Annotated in this window: 20 protein-coding genes and 1 pseudogene; 10 read left to right on the forward strand and 11 right to left on the reverse strand. The window is 64.2% G+C overall.

The features are described 5' to 3' along the window. Positions 1–193 precede the first annotated feature (193 nt). Positions 194–1000: an exodeoxyribonuclease III gene (locus AC0L14_RS17840; protein WP_473485911.1), complete on the forward strand. Its 807-nt coding sequence runs from the start codon at positions 194–196 to the stop codon at positions 998–1000. Between the two features lie 240 nt (positions 1001–1240). Here AC0L14_RS17840 and AC0L14_RS17845 read toward each other — a convergent pair whose 3' ends face one another. Together AC0L14_RS17845 and AC0L14_RS17850 are read right to left on the reverse strand one after the other, a co-directional pair. Continuing rightward, complete coding sequence (locus AC0L14_RS17845; protein ID WP_473485910.1) at positions 1241–1696, reverse strand: cyclic nucleotide-binding domain-containing protein; 456 nt, start codon at positions 1694–1696, stop codon at positions 1241–1243. Between the two features lie 230 nt (positions 1697–1926). Then, positions 1927–2610, reverse strand: a complete 684-nt coding sequence (locus AC0L14_RS17850; protein ID WP_029349304.1) for a response regulator transcription factor — start codon at positions 2608–2610, stop codon at positions 1927–1929. A gap of 84 nt (positions 2611–2694) precedes the next feature. Here AC0L14_RS17850 and AC0L14_RS17855 point away from each other — a divergent pair, with 84 nt between their 5' ends. Next, on the forward strand, positions 2695–3291 hold the full coding sequence (locus tag AC0L14_RS17855; protein WP_473485909.1) for a L,D-transpeptidase family protein: 597 nt from the start codon (positions 2695–2697) through the stop codon (positions 3289–3291). A gap of 113 nt (positions 3292–3404) precedes the next feature. On the opposite strand, the gene AC0L14_RS17860 is transcribed toward AC0L14_RS17855, so the two are convergent. After that, on the reverse strand, positions 3405–3641 hold the full coding sequence (locus AC0L14_RS17860) for a hypothetical protein (RefSeq protein WP_473525844.1): 237 nt from the start codon (positions 3639–3641) through the stop codon (positions 3405–3407). Between the two features lie 163 nt (positions 3642–3804). On the opposite strand from AC0L14_RS17860, the gene gcvA reads away from it, so the two are divergent. Then, the gene (gcvA, locus tag AC0L14_RS17865) at positions 3805–4740 is read left to right on the forward strand and encodes a transcriptional regulator GcvA (RefSeq protein WP_473486010.1); all 936 of its coding nucleotides are present in this window, start codon (positions 3805–3807) and stop codon (positions 4738–4740) included. A 136-nt stretch (positions 4741–4876) separates the two neighbouring features. Here the strand turns inward: gcvA and AC0L14_RS17870 are convergent. The 6 genes and pseudogenes from AC0L14_RS17870 to tsaD form a co-directional block, all read right to left on the reverse strand. Next, a pseudogene (locus tag AC0L14_RS17870) lies at positions 4877–5283 on the reverse strand (DUF1761 domain-containing protein). Between the two features lie 134 nt (positions 5284–5417). Then, entirely contained in the window at positions 5418–6017 is a 600-nt protein-coding gene (locus AC0L14_RS17875) for a class I SAM-dependent methyltransferase (protein ID WP_473486009.1), read from the reverse strand. A gap of 53 nt (positions 6018–6070) precedes the next feature. Continuing rightward, on the reverse strand, positions 6071–6496 hold the full coding sequence (locus AC0L14_RS17880; RefSeq protein WP_473750227.1) for an EVE domain-containing protein: 426 nt from the start codon (positions 6494–6496) through the stop codon (positions 6071–6073). A gap of 127 nt (positions 6497–6623) precedes the next feature. Continuing rightward, on the reverse strand, positions 6624–6920 hold the full coding sequence (locus AC0L14_RS17885) for a YciI-like protein (protein ID WP_123148836.1): 297 nt from the start codon (positions 6918–6920) through the stop codon (positions 6624–6626). Positions 6921–6945: 25 nt separating this feature from the next. Next, positions 6946–7956, reverse strand: a complete 1011-nt coding sequence (locus AC0L14_RS17890) for an NAD(P)H-dependent glycerol-3-phosphate dehydrogenase (protein WP_473485907.1) — start codon at positions 7954–7956, stop codon at positions 6946–6948. Further along, positions 7953–9038, reverse strand: a complete 1086-nt coding sequence (tsaD, locus tag AC0L14_RS17895) for a tRNA (adenosine(37)-N6)-threonylcarbamoyltransferase complex transferase subunit TsaD (RefSeq protein ID WP_473750309.1) — start codon at positions 9036–9038, stop codon at positions 7953–7955. The genes AC0L14_RS17890 and tsaD overlap by 4 nt, the downstream gene beginning before the upstream one ends. A gap of 104 nt (positions 9039–9142) precedes the next feature. Between tsaD and hemC the strand changes: the two genes are divergently transcribed. The 6 genes from hemC (at position 9143) to AC0L14_RS17925 (ending at position 15207) form a co-directional block, all read left to right on the forward strand. After that, on the forward strand, positions 9143–10069 hold the full coding sequence (gene hemC, locus AC0L14_RS17900; RefSeq protein WP_473750228.1) for a hydroxymethylbilane synthase: 927 nt from the start codon (positions 9143–9145) through the stop codon (positions 10067–10069). A gap of 1 nt (position 10070) precedes the next feature. Beyond that, positions 10071–10787, forward strand: a complete 717-nt coding sequence (locus AC0L14_RS17905; protein ID WP_473638551.1) for a uroporphyrinogen-III synthase — start codon at positions 10071–10073, stop codon at positions 10785–10787. Between the two features lie 91 nt (positions 10788–10878). Beyond that, positions 10879–12363 carry a COG4223 family protein gene (locus AC0L14_RS17910; protein WP_473750229.1) on the forward strand — a complete coding sequence of 495 codons (1485 nt, stop codon included), beginning with the start codon at positions 10879–10881 and terminating at the stop codon, positions 12361–12363. A 10-nt stretch (positions 12364–12373) separates the two neighbouring features. After that, positions 12374–13954 carry a heme biosynthesis HemY N-terminal domain-containing protein gene (locus AC0L14_RS17915; protein ID WP_473750230.1) on the forward strand — a complete coding sequence of 527 codons (1581 nt, stop codon included), beginning with the start codon at positions 12374–12376 and terminating at the stop codon, positions 13952–13954. A 45-nt stretch (positions 13955–13999) separates the two neighbouring features. Then, positions 14000–14479 (forward strand): tellurite resistance TerB family protein, encoded by a 480-nt coding sequence (locus tag AC0L14_RS17920; protein WP_473750231.1) that lies wholly within the window; start codon positions 14000–14002, stop codon positions 14477–14479. Positions 14480–14490: 11 nt separating this feature from the next. Then, positions 14491–15207: a glutamine amidotransferase gene (locus AC0L14_RS17925; protein ID WP_473638547.1), complete on the forward strand. Its 717-nt coding sequence runs from the start codon at positions 14491–14493 to the stop codon at positions 15205–15207. A gap of 64 nt (positions 15208–15271) precedes the next feature. Here the strand turns inward: AC0L14_RS17925 and AC0L14_RS17930 are convergent, their stop codons facing one another. Together AC0L14_RS17930 and AC0L14_RS17935 are read right to left on the reverse strand one after the other, a co-directional pair. Beyond that, positions 15272–16087 carry an oxidoreductase gene (locus AC0L14_RS17930; RefSeq protein WP_473750232.1) on the reverse strand — a complete coding sequence of 272 codons (816 nt, stop codon included), beginning with the start codon at positions 16085–16087 and terminating at the stop codon, positions 15272–15274. A gap of 94 nt (positions 16088–16181) precedes the next feature. After that, complete coding sequence (locus AC0L14_RS17935) at positions 16182–16538, reverse strand: hypothetical protein (RefSeq protein WP_473750233.1); 357 nt, start codon at positions 16536–16538, stop codon at positions 16182–16184. 206 nt (positions 16539–16744) lie between these two features. On the opposite strand from AC0L14_RS17935, the gene AC0L14_RS17940 reads away from it, so the two are divergent. Next, entirely contained in the window at positions 16745–17176 is a 432-nt protein-coding gene (locus AC0L14_RS17940) for a winged helix-turn-helix transcriptional regulator (protein WP_473750234.1), read from the forward strand. Positions 17177–17182: the final 6 nt, after the last annotated feature.

Here is a 17182-nt window from a genome sequence, read left to right on the forward strand (position 1 = left end):
CCCCGCGCCGCCCCTCCCCCCCCCCCATTCGGCCCTGGGCCGCCCGCCACTCTCGCCGACCCTGGGTCCCCGCGGGGGCCGGGGGGGGCGCGGGCCCGGCTTGTTTTTGCGGTGCGCGGCTGGCAGTAGTTTCCGGGATTGACTTTCCGTCGGAGCCATCTGGCGGACCTTGCGCTGTCCCGGAATCCCAAACATGCCCTTTTCCATCGCTACCTGGAACATCAATTCCGTCCGCCTGCGCATGCCGCTCGTCGAACGCCTGCTTGTCGAGCAGGCACCGGACGTGCTCTGCCTGCAGGAAACCAAAGTTCCCGACGAGCTGTTTCCCGAGGCGGCCTTTCGCAAGCTCGGCTACGAGCACATCGTGTTCCACGGCCAGAAGGGCTATCACGGCGTGGCGACGGTGGCGCGCCGGCCGCTCGAAGTGGTCGAAAAGCGCCGCTTCTGCGAGATCGAGGACTGCCGGCATCTGTCGGTCACCGTGCGGGCCGGCGGCAAGGCGATCCTGCTGCACAATTTCTATGTGCCGGCCGGCGGCGACGAGCCCGATCCGGAGATCAACCGCAAGTTCAGGCACAAGCTGGATTTCGTCGCCGAAATGAACGCCATCCGTGCCGAGCACGACGAAATGTCCGGCTCGATCCTGGTCGGCGACCTCAACATCGCGCCGCTCGAGCACGATGTCTGGTCGCACAAGCAGCTCCTGAAAGTGGTCAGCCATACGCCGGTCGAGACGGAAAGTTTCGAGGCGATGCGGCTCGCCGGCAACTGGGTCGACCTGATGCGGCTCAACGTGCCTTATGAGCAGAAGCTCTACACCTGGTGGAGCTATCGCGCGCAGGATTGGGAAGCGTCGGATCGCGGCCGGCGGCTCGACCATGTCTGGTCGTCGCCAAACCTGGTGCCGAGCTTTGCCGGCTACGAAATCCTGCGGCCGGCGCGCGGCTGGGAACGGCCTTCGGACCATGTGCCGGTGATCGCGCGGTTCGACCTGGATTAGGTGTATCGATATTCAGATGAGGCCGGCCTGCGAATGGTGGTCTCCTGCGCTTCCGGTGCTCACGTACCCAAAAGTACGCTCCGCTCCGGTTCTCGGACCCCACCATTCTGGTCGCTTCGCGCCCGTCTTCGACTCCGGCTCGGCCTGATCTGAATCTCGACACACCTCAACCCTTGCCGCCCTGATCCGATTGGCTTTCACGGTCTGTTGGTTGCGAGTGCGAGTTGAAAAGCATCCGGTTCAGTTGTCGAAACGCGGCGCCAGTTTCTCGATGCGGCGGATCAATGCCTGAAAATCCTCCGAGATACGCTGGTGCAGATGGACCGCGACCTCGGGATACTCCTCCAGAATGCGGCGAAACATCTTGCGGCTGAGCCGCAGCACTTCCGAATCGATTTCGGCGGATGCGCTGGTCAGCCGGTTGGTGTCGGCGATCAGCGCCAGTTCGCTCAGCATGGTACCGGGGCCGGCCGTTCCTATCGGCACGCGGGCGCCATCCTGCTCGCGATAGAGGACGATGCGCCCACTGACCACGATATAGGCACAATCGGCCTCGTCGTCCTCGCGGTAAAGCTTGTGGTCGGCCTGCAGGCTGGTGGTTTCCGCGCCAAAGGCGAGCAGACGCAACTGTTCCTGCGTGAAGCCCTCGAAGAGCCTCACGGCGGACAGGATGCGGATGTCGTCATCCAACGCCATCTAGCTATGTCCCCGAACGGCCAGTCCAATCCCTCCCTTAGAGCGCCGAGCCTCCTTTCGACGCGCAAAGGACGCTCGAACGCTTTGAACTTGACCCACCGTGCTTTCCAAAAATCGAACCCGATTTTTGGGCCGATGCGTCAGCGAGTTCGATCCAGAACCACCTCCAGTCTCAGGATCGTACCCCGAAAGCGGCCCCTGCCCCGACCGCTGATTGAATGATTAAATGTTTAAGGAACCAGCTTGTAGCCGCCGCTTTCTGTCACAAGAATTTCTGCATTGGAAGGATCGCGCTCGATCTTCTGGCGCAGCCGATAGACATGGGTTTCCAGCGTGTGCGTGGTGACGCCGGAATTGTAGCCCCAGACCTCCTCGAGCAGCACGTCGCGCGTCACCACCTTCTGGTCGGCGCGATAGAGATACTTGATGATCGAGGCTTCCTTTTCGGTCAACCGCACCTTGGCGCCGCGCTGGTCGATCAGAAGCTTCTGGCTGGGCTTGAAAGTGTAGGGGCCGACCGAAAAGGTGGCGTCTTCGCTCTGCTCATGCTGGCGAAGCTGGGCACGGATGCGGGCCAAGAGAACCGCGAAGCGGAACGGCTTGGTCACATAGTCGTTGGCGCCGGCTTCGAGGCCGAGAATCGTGTCGGAATCGGTGTCGTGTCCCGTCAGCATAATGATGGGCGACTTGTAGCCGCCCTTGCGTAGTATCTTCACCGCCTCCCGGCCATCCATGTCGGGCAGGCCGACATCCATGATGAGCAGATCGATGAGGCCGCCGCGGGCCGTGGCGACGCCTTTGGCGGCGGTTGATTCCTGCAGGACATCGAATTCCTCATAGAGAGACAATTGCTCAACGAGCGTGCCGCGCAGGTCGTCATCGTCATCGACGATCAGAATGGTGCGTGAAGTCATGGATCAATCCGTTGTTTTGAAAAGAAAATTCAGTTGACCGCTGCCTGTTTATGCGGAAGCTGACCGGCACAACAGCCGATCACAATGATTTGTTCCGTGGCACGATCATACAAGAAAAAACGCGCGTGCAATGAGGCGAGCGCATTTTTGCGAAAAGGGCTTCGTGTTCTCACGGTGCGTGCCCGGCCCGGCCACGCCAGCCAGGGGCTCCTGCAGGCTGGCAAACTGGTGTTTTCCTGTGCGCTGGGACGCGGCGGCATATCGGCCGGCAAACGCGAAGGCGATGGCGCCACGCCGCTTGGTTCGATGCGGATCCTGTCGGGATATTTCCGTAACGATCATTTCTCCGGCGGCCGCAATACCCGGCTGGCGATGACGCCGATCGGTCCCGATCTCGGCTGGTGCGAAGTGCCTGAGGACCGCAACTACAACCGTCCGGTCAAGATTCCGTATGGCGCCAGCCACGAGCGGATGCTGCGCGCCGACCGGCTCTATGATGCCTGCCTGGTGCTCGACTGGAACATTTCGCCGCGTCGCCGCGGGCGCGGCAGCGCGATCTTCTTTCACCTGGCGCGCCCCGGCTTCACGCCGACGCAAGGCTGCGTCGCGGTGACGGCACGCACCATGGCCCGGCTGCTACCGCTGCTGTCGGACCGCACGGTGATGAGGGTGGTGAGGTAGGGGAATAGGGCAGTAGGGCAGTAGGGAATAGGGGAATAGGGCAGTAAGAAAGTGTCAGCAGGATTGCGCAGACGCGCCGCTTAGCTCCCCTACTCCCCTACTCCCCTACTCCCCTACGTCCGCGGCCTCTGCCAGCCGATGTCGAGCAGACCCAACCGGCCGAGTTCCCGGTCCATCACGTGCGCGACATCCTTGCGTTCGGCGCCGATGTCGCGCAATTGGCGGTCCGCAAGATCCTCGACGTTCTCATGCGGGAGGTTGATCGCGATTTTTGCATGGCGGAACCAATCAAACACCGCGCGCAGCCAGGCCGGGCGGATGGTTTCAGAGCTCAAGGCAATGTGAGACATGGTGCAATCCGCTTCTCCGGATATCAAATCCGGTTTGATGTTTGTTCGATGGTCACATCATGACGGATTGAAATTAAAACGAGAAACGAGTAGTTTTCTCTACATCTTCAAGTTTTGTTTGAGGATTGGAAATGCTCGACCGGCCTCCTCTCGTCCTACTCTGATGGCTCGCCTGCTGCCCGGAACCCGTGCACTGAGGACGCTGGAGGCGGCGGCCCGGCACCTCAATTTCACCCGCGCCGCAGACGAGCTCGGCCTGACGCCGGCCGCGGTCAGCCACCAGATCAAGGAAATCGAGGATCAGCTCGGCATCGTGCTGTTCACGCGCACCAGCCGCACGATTCGGCTGACGGAGGCGGGCGCGGTGCTGTTCGAGGCTTCGACCGACGCGCTCGACCTGCTTGGCCGGGCCGTCTCACGGGCGCACAAGATGGCGCGCGGAACGGCGCTGCTGAAAGTGACCCTCGACGCCCAGTTCGCGACAAAATGGCTTATGCGGCGCGTCGATGATTTTCGCAAGCAGCGGTCGGGCATCGAGCTCCGCTTCGACATTGCCTCCGAATTGCGCGATTTCGACCTGGACGACGTCGATGTCGGCATCCGATTCGGCGCGGGAAAATATCCGGGCCTTTGCACCCACCGGCTGTTCGAAAATGTCATCATACCTGTGTGCAGCCCCAGCCTGCTGGCCTCCGGCCCCCCGCTGCGCGAGCCACGCGATCTCTTCCATCACACGCTCGCCCATATCGAGTGGGCGCGACAAGGCGTGACCTGGCCGAATTGGCGGATGTGGATGGCGGCGGCCGGCGTCGACGATTTCGACGACAGCCGGACAATCGTGTTCAACACCTCGACCGACGCCGTACAGGCCGCGCTCGACGGCAATGCCGTCGCACTCGCCGATTTTGCCATGGTGGCAAACGACCTTTCCGAGGGCCGGCTGATCCGGCCCTTCGAACTTGGCATCAAGGTTCCGCCCGACTTCGCCTATCATCTGGTCTATCCCATCGCCTCGGCCAACGACCCCAGGATCGTGGCGTTCAGGGATTGGCTCCTGAACGAAGTTCACAACCCGCAGCCGGACCCGACGCTTGGATGAGCTTTAGGTCGCTCTGAGTGGCCAGTCGGCGGTCGTCGACTAAAGCGACGCGCTTTAGTCGTTGTTTTTATGCATGTCGTTATCGCAAAACCGCTGCACACTTTTGCGCGACATGCATTATTTCATGGCGGCAGGGTCAGCCGGCGACTTCCGCCGCGCCGAACCAGCCGATCACCGCGCCGATGATCAGCAGCACGCCAAGCCAGTGGCCGCAGTCGATGATGGTCAGATCCCAGCCGAAACCTTGGATAGCGTGGTGGCGACGAATCCGAGCCAGAGAACGAAGCCGAAGACGAGCCCGGCAACGAGGCTCGGTTCGCCACCGGTCATCGCTCCAATGACCAGAGACATGACGAGCGCCATGACAAGTTCCGCGATGAAGCTGATGACGAAGGGCAACGGCGATTTACTCATGGTCGCCGGATCAAGCTTGGCGGCCTTGAGCCACGGCTTGCTCAGGCCCATGTATCAGGCAGCGCCGAACAACCACGCCACCACGGCGGCGATGATCACGGCCAGCCAGTTCACTGCTGAAAAATCCATGATCTCCCTCCTAGGAAGCATGTCGCCCAAAAGCATGCCCCCGGGCCCGAACCGGGGGTGCCCAGCGGTTTTGGGACGACGACATGCGTATTCTCAAAATCGATGCGTGATGGAACGCCCGTTCGGCGGCGCCGTCAAGCAAACCGCCAGACGGTCGTGCGCTTGACCAGGGCATCTTCCAGCGCCCGGGTTACCGCCACTTCATAGACGGCAAGCGGTTCCAGCCCCGTCTTCGGCAGATAGGAGCGGCCGGGATCGCCAACGAGGATGTCGGCGCCGCGCGCCTTCAGCGTCGCGAACCATGGCATAAGCCGGTCGGCGAAGGATTTATCGTAGAAGACGTCGCCGGCCAGAACCACATCCCAACCCGCATCGGTTCCGATGCAGTCCGAGCCGAGGAACTTTATCCCGACATCATTGGCCTCGGCGTTGAGGCGGATCGCGGTTGCGCAGAACGGGTCGATGTCGGCGGCGATCACCTCTGCCGCGCCGGCCCTCGCCGCCGCAATGGCGACAAGGCCGGAACCGGAGGCAAAGTCGAGCACGCGCTTGCCCTGCACATCAGCCGGATTGTCGAGGATGTAGCGGGCAAGGCCTTGGCCGCCGGCCCAGGCGAAGGCCCAGAAAGGCGGCGGCAGGCCGATTTCGGCCAGTTCGTCCTCGGTCCGCTGCCACAATTCATGCGCCTCGTCGGCCAGATGCAGCAGGATCTCCGGCACATGCGGCGGCGCCATCAGCGCCGTGTTGTCGAGGATGAAGCTTTTCGCGCTGTTTGGCGTCAGCGCCGTCACGGAGCCGGCGTCAGGCCGCCCATGCGGCAGACCTCTTTCCATTCGGCCGGCGTCACCGGCTGTACGGAAAGCCGTCCGAGCCGGACCAGTGCCATCTCGGCAAGCTTGGGATTGGCCTTGACCTGCTCCAGCATCACCGGCTTCGGCACATCCTTGACGGCGCGGATATCGACGCATTCCCAGCGCGGATCGTCAGTAGTGGTGTCCTGATGGGCCAGCGCGCAGACCTCGACGATGCCGACCACATCGAGCCCGTCGTTGGAGTGATAGAAGAAGCCGAGATCGCCGATCTGCATCGCCTTCATGTTGTTGCGCGCCGCATAGTTGCGCACGCCGTCCCACTGCGTGCCGGCCTTGCCCTTCGCCTTGAGGTCCTCGAAGGAGAAGACCGAGGGTTCGGATTTGAACAGCCAGTAGTTCATCGTTTTTGCTCCTCCCGGCGGCTGGAAATCAGCCACAGCGCCGCGCGTCTTTCAGACGCGCAAAGGACGCTGTGGCAATTTGATTTTGCGCATGATCCTTTCCGAAAATCGATTCCGATTTTCGGGGTCATGCGCTCGCTGGCTTGTTGAAGGTCCAATTCCATTGCCGGATTTCGACGCTTTCGAACAGCCCGGCCTTGGCGTAGGGGTCTGCTGCCGATAGCGCCTCTGCCGCGGCCAGATCGGGCGCCTCGACCACGACGAGGCTGCCGTTCGGCTTGCCGTCGGTGTCGAGGAACGGACCGGCGAAGGCCAGCTTCTTCTCGCCGTTCAATCCTTCCAGGAAGGCAACATGCTCGGGCCGCGTATCCAGCCGCACCTGCAGGCGTCCGGCCCTGTCCTTGCAAATCAAAGCAAACAGCATCTTTCCATCTCCGGATCGTTCGAGGTTACACGTCGCTTTCGGTCTTCAGCGGCCTTGTCATCAGCGCCGACACAGCCTGCCGGATGGTGATCGTGCCGTCCAGTATGGCGGCGACGGCGGCGATGATCGGCGCGTCGATCTTGCGTTCGGTGGCGATGCGGGCGGCGATCGCCGCCGTCGGCACGCCTTCGGCCAAGCGCAGCCCGGCAAGCGGCTTGCCTTGCCCCAGCGCCAGCCCGTAGGCGAAATTGCGCGACTGGGCGGACGAGCAGGTCAGCAGCAGATCGCCGAGCCCGGAAAGCCCCATCAGCGTTTCGGGCCTGGCGCCGAAGGCAGCACCGATGCGGCGCAATTCGACAAAGCCTCGCGTCACCATGGCGGCCTGGGCGCTGGCGCCGAGCCCAGCGCCGGTGACCGCGCCGGCGGCAATGGCGAAGACGTTCTTCAGCGCACCGCCGATCTCGACGCCGATGAGATCGTCGCTCGAATAGCAGCGCAGGTTCTGCGCCGAGAAGCGGGCGGCAAGATCGGCCGCCAGACCCTCGTTGCGGGCGGCGACCACCACGGCCGTCGGCAGACCCCTAGCGACGTCGGTGGCGAAGCTCGGGCCGGACAGGGCGGCGACCGGATTTTTAGGCAGGATCTCGTCGACGATCGCCGACAGCAAAGCGCCGGTGTCACGCTCGATGCCCTTGGCGCAGAGGACCAGCGGGACGTCTTTGGGCATATGGGTTTTCGCGGTGGTCAGCATGGCGCGCAGTGACTGCGCCGGCGCCACCGCCAGCACGCAGTCGGCGCCGTCGAGCGCGGCCTCGATGTCGTTTGTCGCCACGATGCCGGCCTGGAGCGCGATGCCCGGCAGATAGCGCGGATTTTCGCCACGGTCGATCGCGGCGACGGTCTCCGGGTCGCGCGCATAGAGGCGGACGAAATGACCGGCTCGCAACATGGCCAGCGCCAGCGCCGTGCCCCAGGCACCGCCGCCGAGCACGGCAATGCGCCAGCCGCTTGGCGCCTTGTGCTCGCTGCCGGTCATGCCTTGGCCCCACGCCGGCCCGAACCGACCATCGGGGCAGAGATGCTGTCCAGCGGCCAGCGCGAGCGCGGCACGAAATCGGCGGCGTTTTCACCCGCGATGCCGGCGCGCAGCCGTTCGATGCCGGCCCAGGCGATCATCGCGGCATTGTCGGTGCAGAGTTTGAGCGGCGGCGCGACAAAAGCAAAGCCGGCTTTCTCGCACAGGGCTTCGAGCGTCGTCTTGATCGTCCGGTTGGCGGCGACGCCGCCGGCAACAACGAGCGCAGGCTTCAGTTCGCCTGGAAACTCCTGATGGAATCGGTTCAGCGCCCTCGCAACACGATCGTCCAGCGCATCCGCCACCGCCGCCTGGAACGAGGCGCAGATGTCGGCGACGTCCTGGTCGCTCAATGGGGCGATGGCCGTCGCCGCCTGGCGCACGGCGGTCTTCAGCCCGGAAAAGGAGAAATCGGGCTGCGCCGAGCCTTTCATTGGCCGCGGGAAGGCGAAGCGCGCGGCGTCGCCGGTCGCCGCCGCCTTCTCGACGTTCGGTCCACCGGGATAGGGCAGGCCGAGCATCTTGGCCGTCTTGTCGAAGGCTTCGCCGAGCGCATCGTCGATGGTTGTCGCCCAGCGCTGGTAGTCGCCGACGCCGCGCACCGCGACGATCTGCGTGTGACCGCCGGAAACCAGCAGCAACAGGTAGGGAAAGTCGAGCCCGTCGGTCAGCCGCGCGGTCAGCGCATGGCCTTCGAGGTGGTTGATTGCGATCAGCGGCTTGTTTGCGGCCGCGGCAATGGCTTTCGCCGTCATCAGCCCGACGATCAGCCCGCCGACCAGGCCGGGGCCGGCAGTCGCGGCGATTGCGTCGATGTCGGCGAGTTCGACGCCCGAATCGGCGAGCGCTGCCTCGATGATGCCGTCCAGCGCCTCGACATGGGCGCGCGCGGCGATTTCCGGCACGACGCCGCCAAAGGCGGCATGCTCCTCGATCTGGCTGAGCACGATATCTGACAGGATTTTGGGTGCGCCGCCGGCGTCCAGCGCTACCACGCTGGCGGCGGTCTCGTCGCAACTCGTCTCAATGCCCAGAACGCGGATCAATTCGTCGCCATCCCTAGAGATTGTGCAACCAGCCTTTCCCCGTTAGGAGAAAGCCGGGAAAACGGCCTCAATCTGCCGGGGGTTATCACGGACGGCGCGCCATGCAAACAACCTTGAAAATCGGAACACGCGGCAGCCCGCTGGCGCTGGCGCAGGCGCATGAAACGCAGGCGCGGCTGATGGCGGCGCACGGCATGCCGGTTGAGGCGTTCGAGGTGGTCGTCATCTCGACCAGCGGCGACCGCATCCAGGACCGGCCGCTGGCGGAAGCCGGCGGCAAGGGGCTGTTCACCAAGGAGATCGAGGACGCGCTGCTGGCGCGCCGCATCGATATCGCAGTGCATTCGTCGAAGGACATGCCGACGGTGTTGCCCGACGGGCTGGAACTGGCCGCCTTCCTGCCGCGCGAGGATGCCCGCGATGCTTTCGTCGGCAAGGCGGCGAAAACGATCGCCGGATTGCCGCACGGCGCGAAGGTCGGCTCGTCGTCGCTCAGGCGCCAGGCACTGATCCGGCGGATGCGGCCGGACCTCGACGTGGTGATGTTCCGCGGCAATGTGCAGACACGGCTGCGCAAGCTCGACGAGGGCGTCGCCGACGGTACCATCCTCGCCTATGCCGGGCTGAAGCGGCTCGGGCTCGAAAATGTCGTCACCGACCTGATGCCGCTCGACACCTTTCCGCCGGCGCCTGGGCAAGGCGCGATCTGCATCGAAAGCCGCATCGGCGATCGCGATGTGGAAAAGATGCTGACGGCAATCCACGACGTGCCGACCGGGCAGGCGATGGCCTGCGAACGCGCCTTCCTTGCGGCGCTCGACGGGTCGTGCCGCACGCCAATCGCCGGCCATGCGACGATATCGGGCGGAACGGTTTTCTTCGCCGGGCTGATCATCTCGCCGGACGGCAGGCAATCCCATGAGGTCAGGGCGGAAGGCCCGGCGCAGGATGCCGCCCGCATCGGCGAACACGCGGCCAGGACCGTGCGGGCAAAGGCCGGCGAAAAATTCTTCGACGGCTGGGCCTGACATGGTTCGCGTCCTGGTGACGAGGCCGGAACCGGGCGCCTCGCGCACGGCACAGCGGCTGCGAGACCAGGGCTATCAGCCGATCCTGCTGCCATTGACCGAAACGGTGGCTCTGCCGGTCGATGCGGACGGGATCGCAATCAGTGCCGCCGCCGTTGCGGTCACCAGCGCCAATGCTGTGCGCCATGCACCGAAGGAAATCATCGCGGCGCTGGCCGCCTTGCCCTGCCATGCAGTCGGCAGACGGACAGCGGAATCGGCCCGCACGGCGGGATTCCTGTCCGTCAGCGAAGGCCCCGGCGATGCCGAGGCGCTGGCCGATGCGCTTGCCGGCGGCTTCATGGCAAAGACGATCATCTATCTGTGCGGACGGGTGCGGTTTCCGGCGTTCGAGGCGCGGCTGAAGGCCGCGGATGTCCACGTCCGCGCCATCGAGACCTACGACACCGTTGCGCCAAGCTATTTGGACGCTGCAATCCTTGCGCGCCTGTCCGGCCAGCCGGTTGAAGCGGTGCTGCTCTATTCGGCCAAGGCGGCGGCAGCGATGCAGGCCCTGACCGAACGGCCGGCGCTGCGCGATCTTTTTGAAGAGACATGGTTTTTCGCGCTGTCCGGACGTATTGCCGCAGCCTTGGAAACTGTCGCCTCAGAAAAGCTCCGCGTTGCGCCGGAGCCCAGCGAGGAGGCACTGCTGGAGCTTTTGCGGACGTGGCGTTGACCCCGTGTCATCACGCCGCCCCTTTTCACCGCTTGGTGATGTGCTAGACCCTTCCTGAACCATCCCGAAGCGAATTTTGCGGAGCCCAAGCATGGTCAAGACGCCGAAGATGCGGCATTCGAAAAGCCGTCGCGAGCCGGTGACCATCGAGCTCGAACCGGGCGCTGTCTCGCGCGTTGCCGACGAGGATGCCGCCAACGGGCGGACCGACGAGGCGAAGGCGGAGGAAGCGGCAAACGCGTCGCAGCCGGAAGCGCCTGAAGAACCCGTGCATGCCGATCAGACCGACATCGAGCCGTGGGAACATGCCGACGCGGCCCCGCCGGCCGGCTCGGAAGAGCCGGCAGAGGGCGGCGCCAAAGGTCCCGAAGGACCCAAACCGACTTATCCGGCCGGCTCGGAGGCATCGGCGAACCGGGCCTTCGACTACAGTTTCGACGACGCATCCGCCAAGACCGGCAGCGGGACCGATGAAGCGCCGAAAGAAACCCAGATAGGGAATGAAGACATGGCAGCGCAGCCGAAGCGTGGCGGCATCAACGGCATCGCTGCCGGCATTATCGGCGGCGTCATCGCGCTCGCTGCCGCTGGAGGGCTGCAGTTTGCGGGCCTGCTCGGCGCGCCAGGAGCTGGCGATGTCTCCTCGGGCGGCGTGTCGCTCGATGGCGTCAATGGCGAAATCGCTTCGCTGAAGAGCGAGATCGCCGGGCTCAAGGACACAGCCGGCAACAGTGATGCGTCGGCCAAGGTGGACGGGCTGGCGTCGGCGCTGGATCAGGTCAAGACGGATGTCGCGGCGCTGAAGTCGGCGGTCGAGCAGGGCGGAGCAGGCGACACTGCCGGGCTTGCAGCGCTTGGCGACAAGGTCAGGCAGATCGAGACGGCGGTCGCTGCGCTTGGCCAGGCCGGCAATACGGCGCCGGCCGATCTCGGGCCACTCAACGAAAGGCTGGCCGGGCTCGACGCGGCGGTAAAATCCGCGGGTGAGACGGCGACGGCACAGGACCGCCGGCTTGCGGCGCTGGAACAGTCGGTGGCGCAGCTTTCCGGCAAGGTCGAAGCACAGGCCGGGCAGCCGAAGGTTGCGCTCGCCATCGCCGCATCGGCGCTGAAGGCAGCCCTCGACCGCGGTGCGCCATTCGCCGCCGAACTCGAAACCTTTGCGGCGATTTCACCGGATGCGCCAGGGATCGCAGGCTTACGTGCCTACGCCGAAAAGGGCGTTCCGACCCGTGCGGAGATCGCCGCCGAAATGCCTGCCGCCGCCAATGCCATGGTCGCTGCCTCCGAGCCCGTCGACCAGAATGCCGGCTTCCTGCAAAGCCTGCTGTCGAGCGCCGAATCGCTGGTCAAGGTCAGGCCGATCGGTGCCGTCGAAGGCGCTGGTGCTCCGGAAACCGTCGCCCGCGTGGAGGTGGCGGTCAACCAGGGCGACTACGCCAAGGCGCTCAGCGAATACGATACGCTGCCCGAGGCGGTGAAGGCTGCCGGCGCCGATTTTGTCGGCAAATTGAAGGCGCGGACCGAGGTCGAGAAGCAGGTCGACGCGCTGATATCAGGTGCGATGAAGGCGTGAGGAAAACCCGATGATTCGCATTCTGCTTTTCCTCGCCGTCGTTTTCGCGCTCGGCCTGGGTTTCGCCTGGTTGGCCGACCGGCCGGGCGAGATGGTCGTCACCTTCAGCGGCTATCAGTACCAGGTCAGCCTGATGGTGGCGGCGGTGGCGGTTGTCGCCGTGGTTGCCGCGGTGATGATCGTCTGGTGGCTGCTCAAGGCGCTGTGGAACAGTCCCTACACCATCTCGCGTTATTTCCGCGTGCGCCGTCGCGATCGTGGCTATCAGGCACTGTCGACCGGCATGATCGCCGCCGGCGCCGGTGACGGGGCGCTTGCCCGCAAGAAGACCAAGGAAGCGGCAAAGCTGATCCGCTCCGACCAGGAGCCGCTGATCCAATTGCTGGAGGCGCAAGCTTCGCTGCTGGAAGGCGACCACGAGGGTGCGCGCGAAAAGTTCGAGACCATGCTCGACGATCCGGAAATGCGGCTGCTCGGCCTGCGCGGGCTTTATCTCGAGGCCGAGCGCCTCGGTGATCGCAACGCTGCGCGGCACTATGCCGGCCGTGCCGCGGTGATGGCGCCGCAACTGGCCTGGGCCGCCGAATCGACGCTGGAAGACCTGACCGGGCGCGGCGACTGGGATGGCGCGCTGAAACTGGTCGACGCGCAGAAATCGACGCGCCAGATCGAGCGCGACGCCGCCAACCGGCGTCGCGCCGTGCTGCTCACCGCAAAGGCGCAGTCGCTGATCGACAGCGATCCCAATGCCGCCAAAACCGCTGCTCTCGAGGCCAACCGGCTGCGGCCGGATTTCGCCCCGGCGGCGGTCGTCGCAGCCAAACTGCTGTTCAGGCAGAACGACGTGCGCAAGGGCGCGAAGATACTCGAAGCGGCGTGGAAAGCCGAGCCGCATCCGGAGATCGCCGAGCTTTACACACACGCCCGGCCGGGCGATGCCGTGCTAGACCGCCTGAACCGGGCGAAGAAGCTGCAGGAGATGAAGAAGAACCACGCCGAATCCTCGCTGGCGGTGGCGCGCGCCGCGCTCGACGCGCAGGACTTTTCAACCGCCCGTAAAGAGGTCGAGGCGGCCATTCGCATGGATCGCCGCGAAGGCGCCTATCTGCTTCTGGCCGACATCGAGGAGGCCGAGACCGGCGATCAGGGCAAGGTGCGGCAGCTTTTGTCCAAGGCAGTGCGTGCACCGCGCGATCCGGCCTGGGTTGCCGACGGCGTCGTCTCCGAACGCTGGGCGCCGGTGTCGCCGATCACCGGCAAGCTCGACGCCTTCGAGTGGCGGGCGCCGATGGAGCGGCTCGGCCAGCTCATCGACAGTGACCAGGACGCGCCGGACGCCGCGGTGCCGACCATTGCGGCGCCCATCAAGCCGGCAAAGGAAAATGTGATCGAGCTGAACCCCGCTGGTTCGGCCGAAAGACCGGCCACCGCGACGGCATCGGAAAGCGGCGAAGACGATGTTACGCCGGTCACCGCGACGGATGCGGAAGCCGTCGAACCGGCGGAGGAACCGGCCCGGCTGCCCGACGACCCCGGCGTCGATCCGGACGACGAAGACCAAAAATCACCACGCAAATTTCGATTGTTCTGATTTGGCAGAGCTTGCTAGTTTTGGCCGATGGGAAGTAAGAATCACATGTTCGAACGCGTTCTGTCGTTTCTGAAGGACCTGCCGGCAGCTGGCAGCGCCCGCAACAACGCCGATGATCCGCGCGTTGCCGCATCCGCCCTTCTCTACCATGTGCTGAGTGCCGACGGCGTGCGTCAGGATGCCGAATGGGAGCGGTTCAAGGCGGTTCTGGCGGAAAGCTATTCGATCAGCGGCGACGAGCTCGACGCGCTTGCCGCTGCCGGCGAGCGGGCCGACAATGAGGCGATCGACCTCTACGCCTTCACCAGCGTGTTGAAGCGCCAGCTCGATCCAGACGCGCGAAAAGCCTTCATCGGCCTGATGTGGGAGATCGTCTATGCCGATGGCGAATTGCACGAACTCGAGGACAATATCGTCTGGCGGGTCGCCGAGCTGATCGGCGTCGAACGCCACGACCGCGTCGAGGCACGCCGCAAGGCGGCCGCCGAAGCGCCGGGCGCCACTGGAACGTCGAGCGACGAATAGACGGGATCCCGATGCCATCCACGCCGAGGCCGAGACCAAAAATCCTGATCGTGCTGCATCAGGAGAGTTCGAGCCCCGGGCGCGTCGGCCACATGCTTATCGAGGAGGGCTTCGACCTCGATCTCCGCTGCCCGCCGCTCGGCGACACCTTGCCGGAAACACTGGACGGTCACGCCGGAACCGTGGTGTTCGGCGGACCGATGAGCGCCAATGACGATGACGATTTTGTCCGCCGAGAGACCGACTGGCTGAAAGTTCCGCTCAGGGAGAACCGGCCGTTGCTCGGCATCTGCCTCGGCGCGCAGATGCTGGTCAACCACCTTGGCGGCAAGGTCGAGGGTCATGGCGAGGGGCTGGTCGAGATCGGCTGGTATCCGCTGAAGGCGACGGAGGACGGCAAGAAGCTGATGCACTGGCCTGAGATGGTCTACCAGTTTCACCGCGAGGGCTTCTCGCTGCCGAAGGACGCGACGCTGCTGGCGACGGCCGAAACCTATCCCAACCAGGCCTTTCGTTATGGCGACAATGCCTGGGGCATCCAGTTCCATGGCGAATTGACCAGGGCGATGATGCAGCGCTGGGTGGTTCGCGGCGCGCATCGCTTCGAGTTGCCCGGCGCGCAGCCCGGCCGCGATCATCTCGGCGGCCGGCTGATCTGGGACATGCATCTCAAACGCTGGCTCGGCGAATTCCTGCAGACGATTTTCGGCAAGCCCGCACTGTCCTGATGTCGTGCGACAGCAGTCTGCTGTGGCCTGCCGGTTCGACCGAAGCAGGACGTCATTGTCGACGTCAGACCGGCAGCCCGTTCTGCTTTCGCAGGCTCTTGTCGAATGCGGATGCCGGGACGAAACGGCGCAGGAAACTGACCTGGCGCGCCATTTTTCCCGCCGCATAGCGCCTCCTCGGAACGGATTCGGTCGCTGCTTCCAAGACCGTCTCGGCTACGATTTCGGGAGCATCGCCTGTTTCGATTGCTTTGCGCAGGATCGCATCCATGCCAGCGCGCGCAGCGTCATAGATATCAAGCAACTGGTCCGGCCTTGCGAGATTTTCCTCAAACGACGTCCGGGTATAGGCGGGCTCGACCAGCACGACGCGAATTCCGAAAGGGCGCAGTTCGTGGTCGAGCGATTCGGAATAACCTTCGATGGCATGTTTGGTCGACGCATAGAGCGCGGAATAGGGTGCTGGGATTAACCCCAATACTGAACTCAAATTGACGATCCTGCCCGTTCCTTGACGGCGCATTGTCGGCAGGACCGCGTTGGTCACGCGGAGTACGCCGAAGACGTTCACGTCGAACAGCGCCCGAGCCTGAGTGGTCGAGGACTCCTCTGCGCCGCCGAGCAGGCCGATGCCGGCATTGTTGACGAGCAGGTCGATACGCCCGGCTTCGGCCAACACGTCATCGACCAGTTTCGCCACCGACGCGTCATCGGTGACGTCGCAGGTCAGCATGGTAATGCCGTCGGATCGTTCGGCGACCGCGCGACGGCTGGTGCCGAACACGCGAAAGCCGGCGGTTTGCAAAGCAATGGCCGTTGCGCGCCCGATGCCGGTGGATGCCCCTGTCACCAGGGCGACGCCAGGATTGGTCTTGTTCATGGAAGTCACTTCTTTCTTTGTGTTGGATTGGCGGCTGCAGGCATGCGCGCCAAATGGAGATGTGGCGCACGCCCCGGCGATCCGATGAGCGGCATTACTCGGCAAGGGCCCCAGTTCGCTGATTGGACACCGACCCCAGCTCGGTGACGGTAAGCTTGTCGCCGGCGCGCGAAATCTCGAGGCTTTGCTCCGGTTCGCCCAATTTCCGCGGCACGGATATCGTAGCCGACTGCCCTTCGGCGAGCGTGGCCGAGAAGCGCACCGGGAGCCCGGCCTCACCATCGGCTATCGTTGCGATCACCCGATAGCCGTCATTTTCGTCGGTGTAGTGCAAGACGCCGGGAAAACCGCCGAGATCGATACTCTCCCCGGCCATGACCGACAGCTCGCCGGCATGCAACGGAGACGCGGCCAGGAAGAATGCCGCCACGCCACCGATGAGGTTGATCATTGCGACGCTCCGATTGGATGATGCCGATCTCGGCCGGCCCGCGGCGACATGATGTGTCGATTGCACGCGCTGACGGTTGCGTTCGGGATGGGGGACGCCAAGGCTGGTCCTGTTCATGGAAGTCACTCCTTTCTTTGTGCTGGATTGCATTTCAAAAGGACGTTACTATCATTTCGATATGAAGTCACTATCAAAATGATATGAACATGAAGAATCTTTCCGATGCCTTTTGTCCGATCGCCCGCGGCCTGACCTGCGTCGGCGATGCGTGGAGCATGTTGATCCTTCGCGACGCGAGCCTGAGCCTCACCCGCTTCGACGAATTCCGGAAAAGTCTGGGCATCGCCCCAACCATCCTGACCCGGCGGCTGGCGACGCTGACGGAGGAGGGACTTCTGGAAAAGCGACGCTACTCGGAGCGGCCTCCGCGCGATGAGTACGTGCTGACCGCCGCCGGACGCGATATCTTGCCGGTGCTGATCTTACTGGGTGCGTGGGGACGCCAGTACCGTGGCGAAGGCAGGTTGGCGCGATACATCGACGCTGAGACAGGAGCAGAAATCGAGCCGGTGGCCGTGGATGCCGTCACAGGGGCAAAGATCGGCACCCGCGCGATTCGCGTTGCTACACCCGAATAGCATCCT

The sequence above is a fragment of the Mesorhizobium sp. WSM4841 genome (genome assembly GCF_055811515.1).

Bases quoted from the DNA above. Each gene is read 5' to 3' on its own strand.
- AC0L14_RS17840 (WP_473485911.1), top strand. From the start codon at position 194: ATGCCCTTTTCCATCGCTACCTGGAACATCAATTCCGTCCGCCTGCGC.
- AC0L14_RS17845 (WP_473485910.1), bottom strand. From the start codon at position 1,696: ATGGCGTTGGATGACGACATCCGCATCCTGTCCGCCGTGAGGCTCTTC.
- AC0L14_RS17850 (WP_029349304.1), bottom strand. From the start codon at position 2,610: ATGACTTCACGCACCATTCTGATCGTCGATGACGATGACGACCTGCGC.
- AC0L14_RS17855 (WP_473485909.1), top strand. From the start codon at position 2,695: ATGATTTGTTCCGTGGCACGATCATACAAGAAAAAACGCGCGTGCAAT.
- AC0L14_RS17860 (WP_473525844.1), bottom strand. From the start codon at position 3,641: ATGTCTCACATTGCCTTGAGCTCTGAAACCATCCGCCCGGCCTGGCTG.
- gcvA (WP_473486010.1), top strand. From the start codon at position 3,805: ATGGCTCGCCTGCTGCCCGGAACCCGTGCACTGAGGACGCTGGAGGCG.
- AC0L14_RS17875 (WP_473486009.1), bottom strand. From the start codon at position 6,017: ATGGCGCCGCCGCATGTGCCGGAGATCCTGCTGCATCTGGCCGACGAG.
- AC0L14_RS17880 (WP_473750227.1), bottom strand. From the start codon at position 6,496: ATGAACTACTGGCTGTTCAAATCCGAACCCTCGGTCTTCTCCTTCGAG.
- AC0L14_RS17885 (WP_123148836.1), bottom strand. From the start codon at position 6,920: ATGCTGTTTGCTTTGATTTGCAAGGACAGGGCCGGACGCCTGCAGGTG.
- AC0L14_RS17890 (WP_473485907.1), bottom strand. From the start codon at position 7,956: ATGACCGGCAGCGAGCACAAGGCGCCAAGCGGCTGGCGCATTGCCGTG.
- hemC (WP_473750228.1), top strand. From the start codon at position 9,143: ATGCAAACAACCTTGAAAATCGGAACACGCGGCAGCCCGCTGGCGCTG.
- AC0L14_RS17905 (WP_473638551.1), top strand. From the start codon at position 10,071: ATGGTTCGCGTCCTGGTGACGAGGCCGGAACCGGGCGCCTCGCGCACG.
- AC0L14_RS17910 (WP_473750229.1), top strand. From the start codon at position 10,879: ATGGTCAAGACGCCGAAGATGCGGCATTCGAAAAGCCGTCGCGAGCCG.
- AC0L14_RS17915 (WP_473750230.1), top strand. From the start codon at position 12,374: ATGATTCGCATTCTGCTTTTCCTCGCCGTCGTTTTCGCGCTCGGCCTG.
- AC0L14_RS17920 (WP_473750231.1), top strand. From the start codon at position 14,000: ATGTTCGAACGCGTTCTGTCGTTTCTGAAGGACCTGCCGGCAGCTGGC.
- AC0L14_RS17925 (WP_473638547.1), top strand. From the start codon at position 14,491: ATGCCATCCACGCCGAGGCCGAGACCAAAAATCCTGATCGTGCTGCAT.
- AC0L14_RS17930 (WP_473750232.1), bottom strand. From the start codon at position 16,087: ATGAACAAGACCAATCCTGGCGTCGCCCTGGTGACAGGGGCATCCACC.
- AC0L14_RS17935 (WP_473750233.1), bottom strand. From the start codon at position 16,538: ATGATCAACCTCATCGGTGGCGTGGCGGCATTCTTCCTGGCCGCGTCT.
- AC0L14_RS17940 (WP_473750234.1), top strand. From the start codon at position 16,745: ATGAAGAATCTTTCCGATGCCTTTTGTCCGATCGCCCGCGGCCTGACC.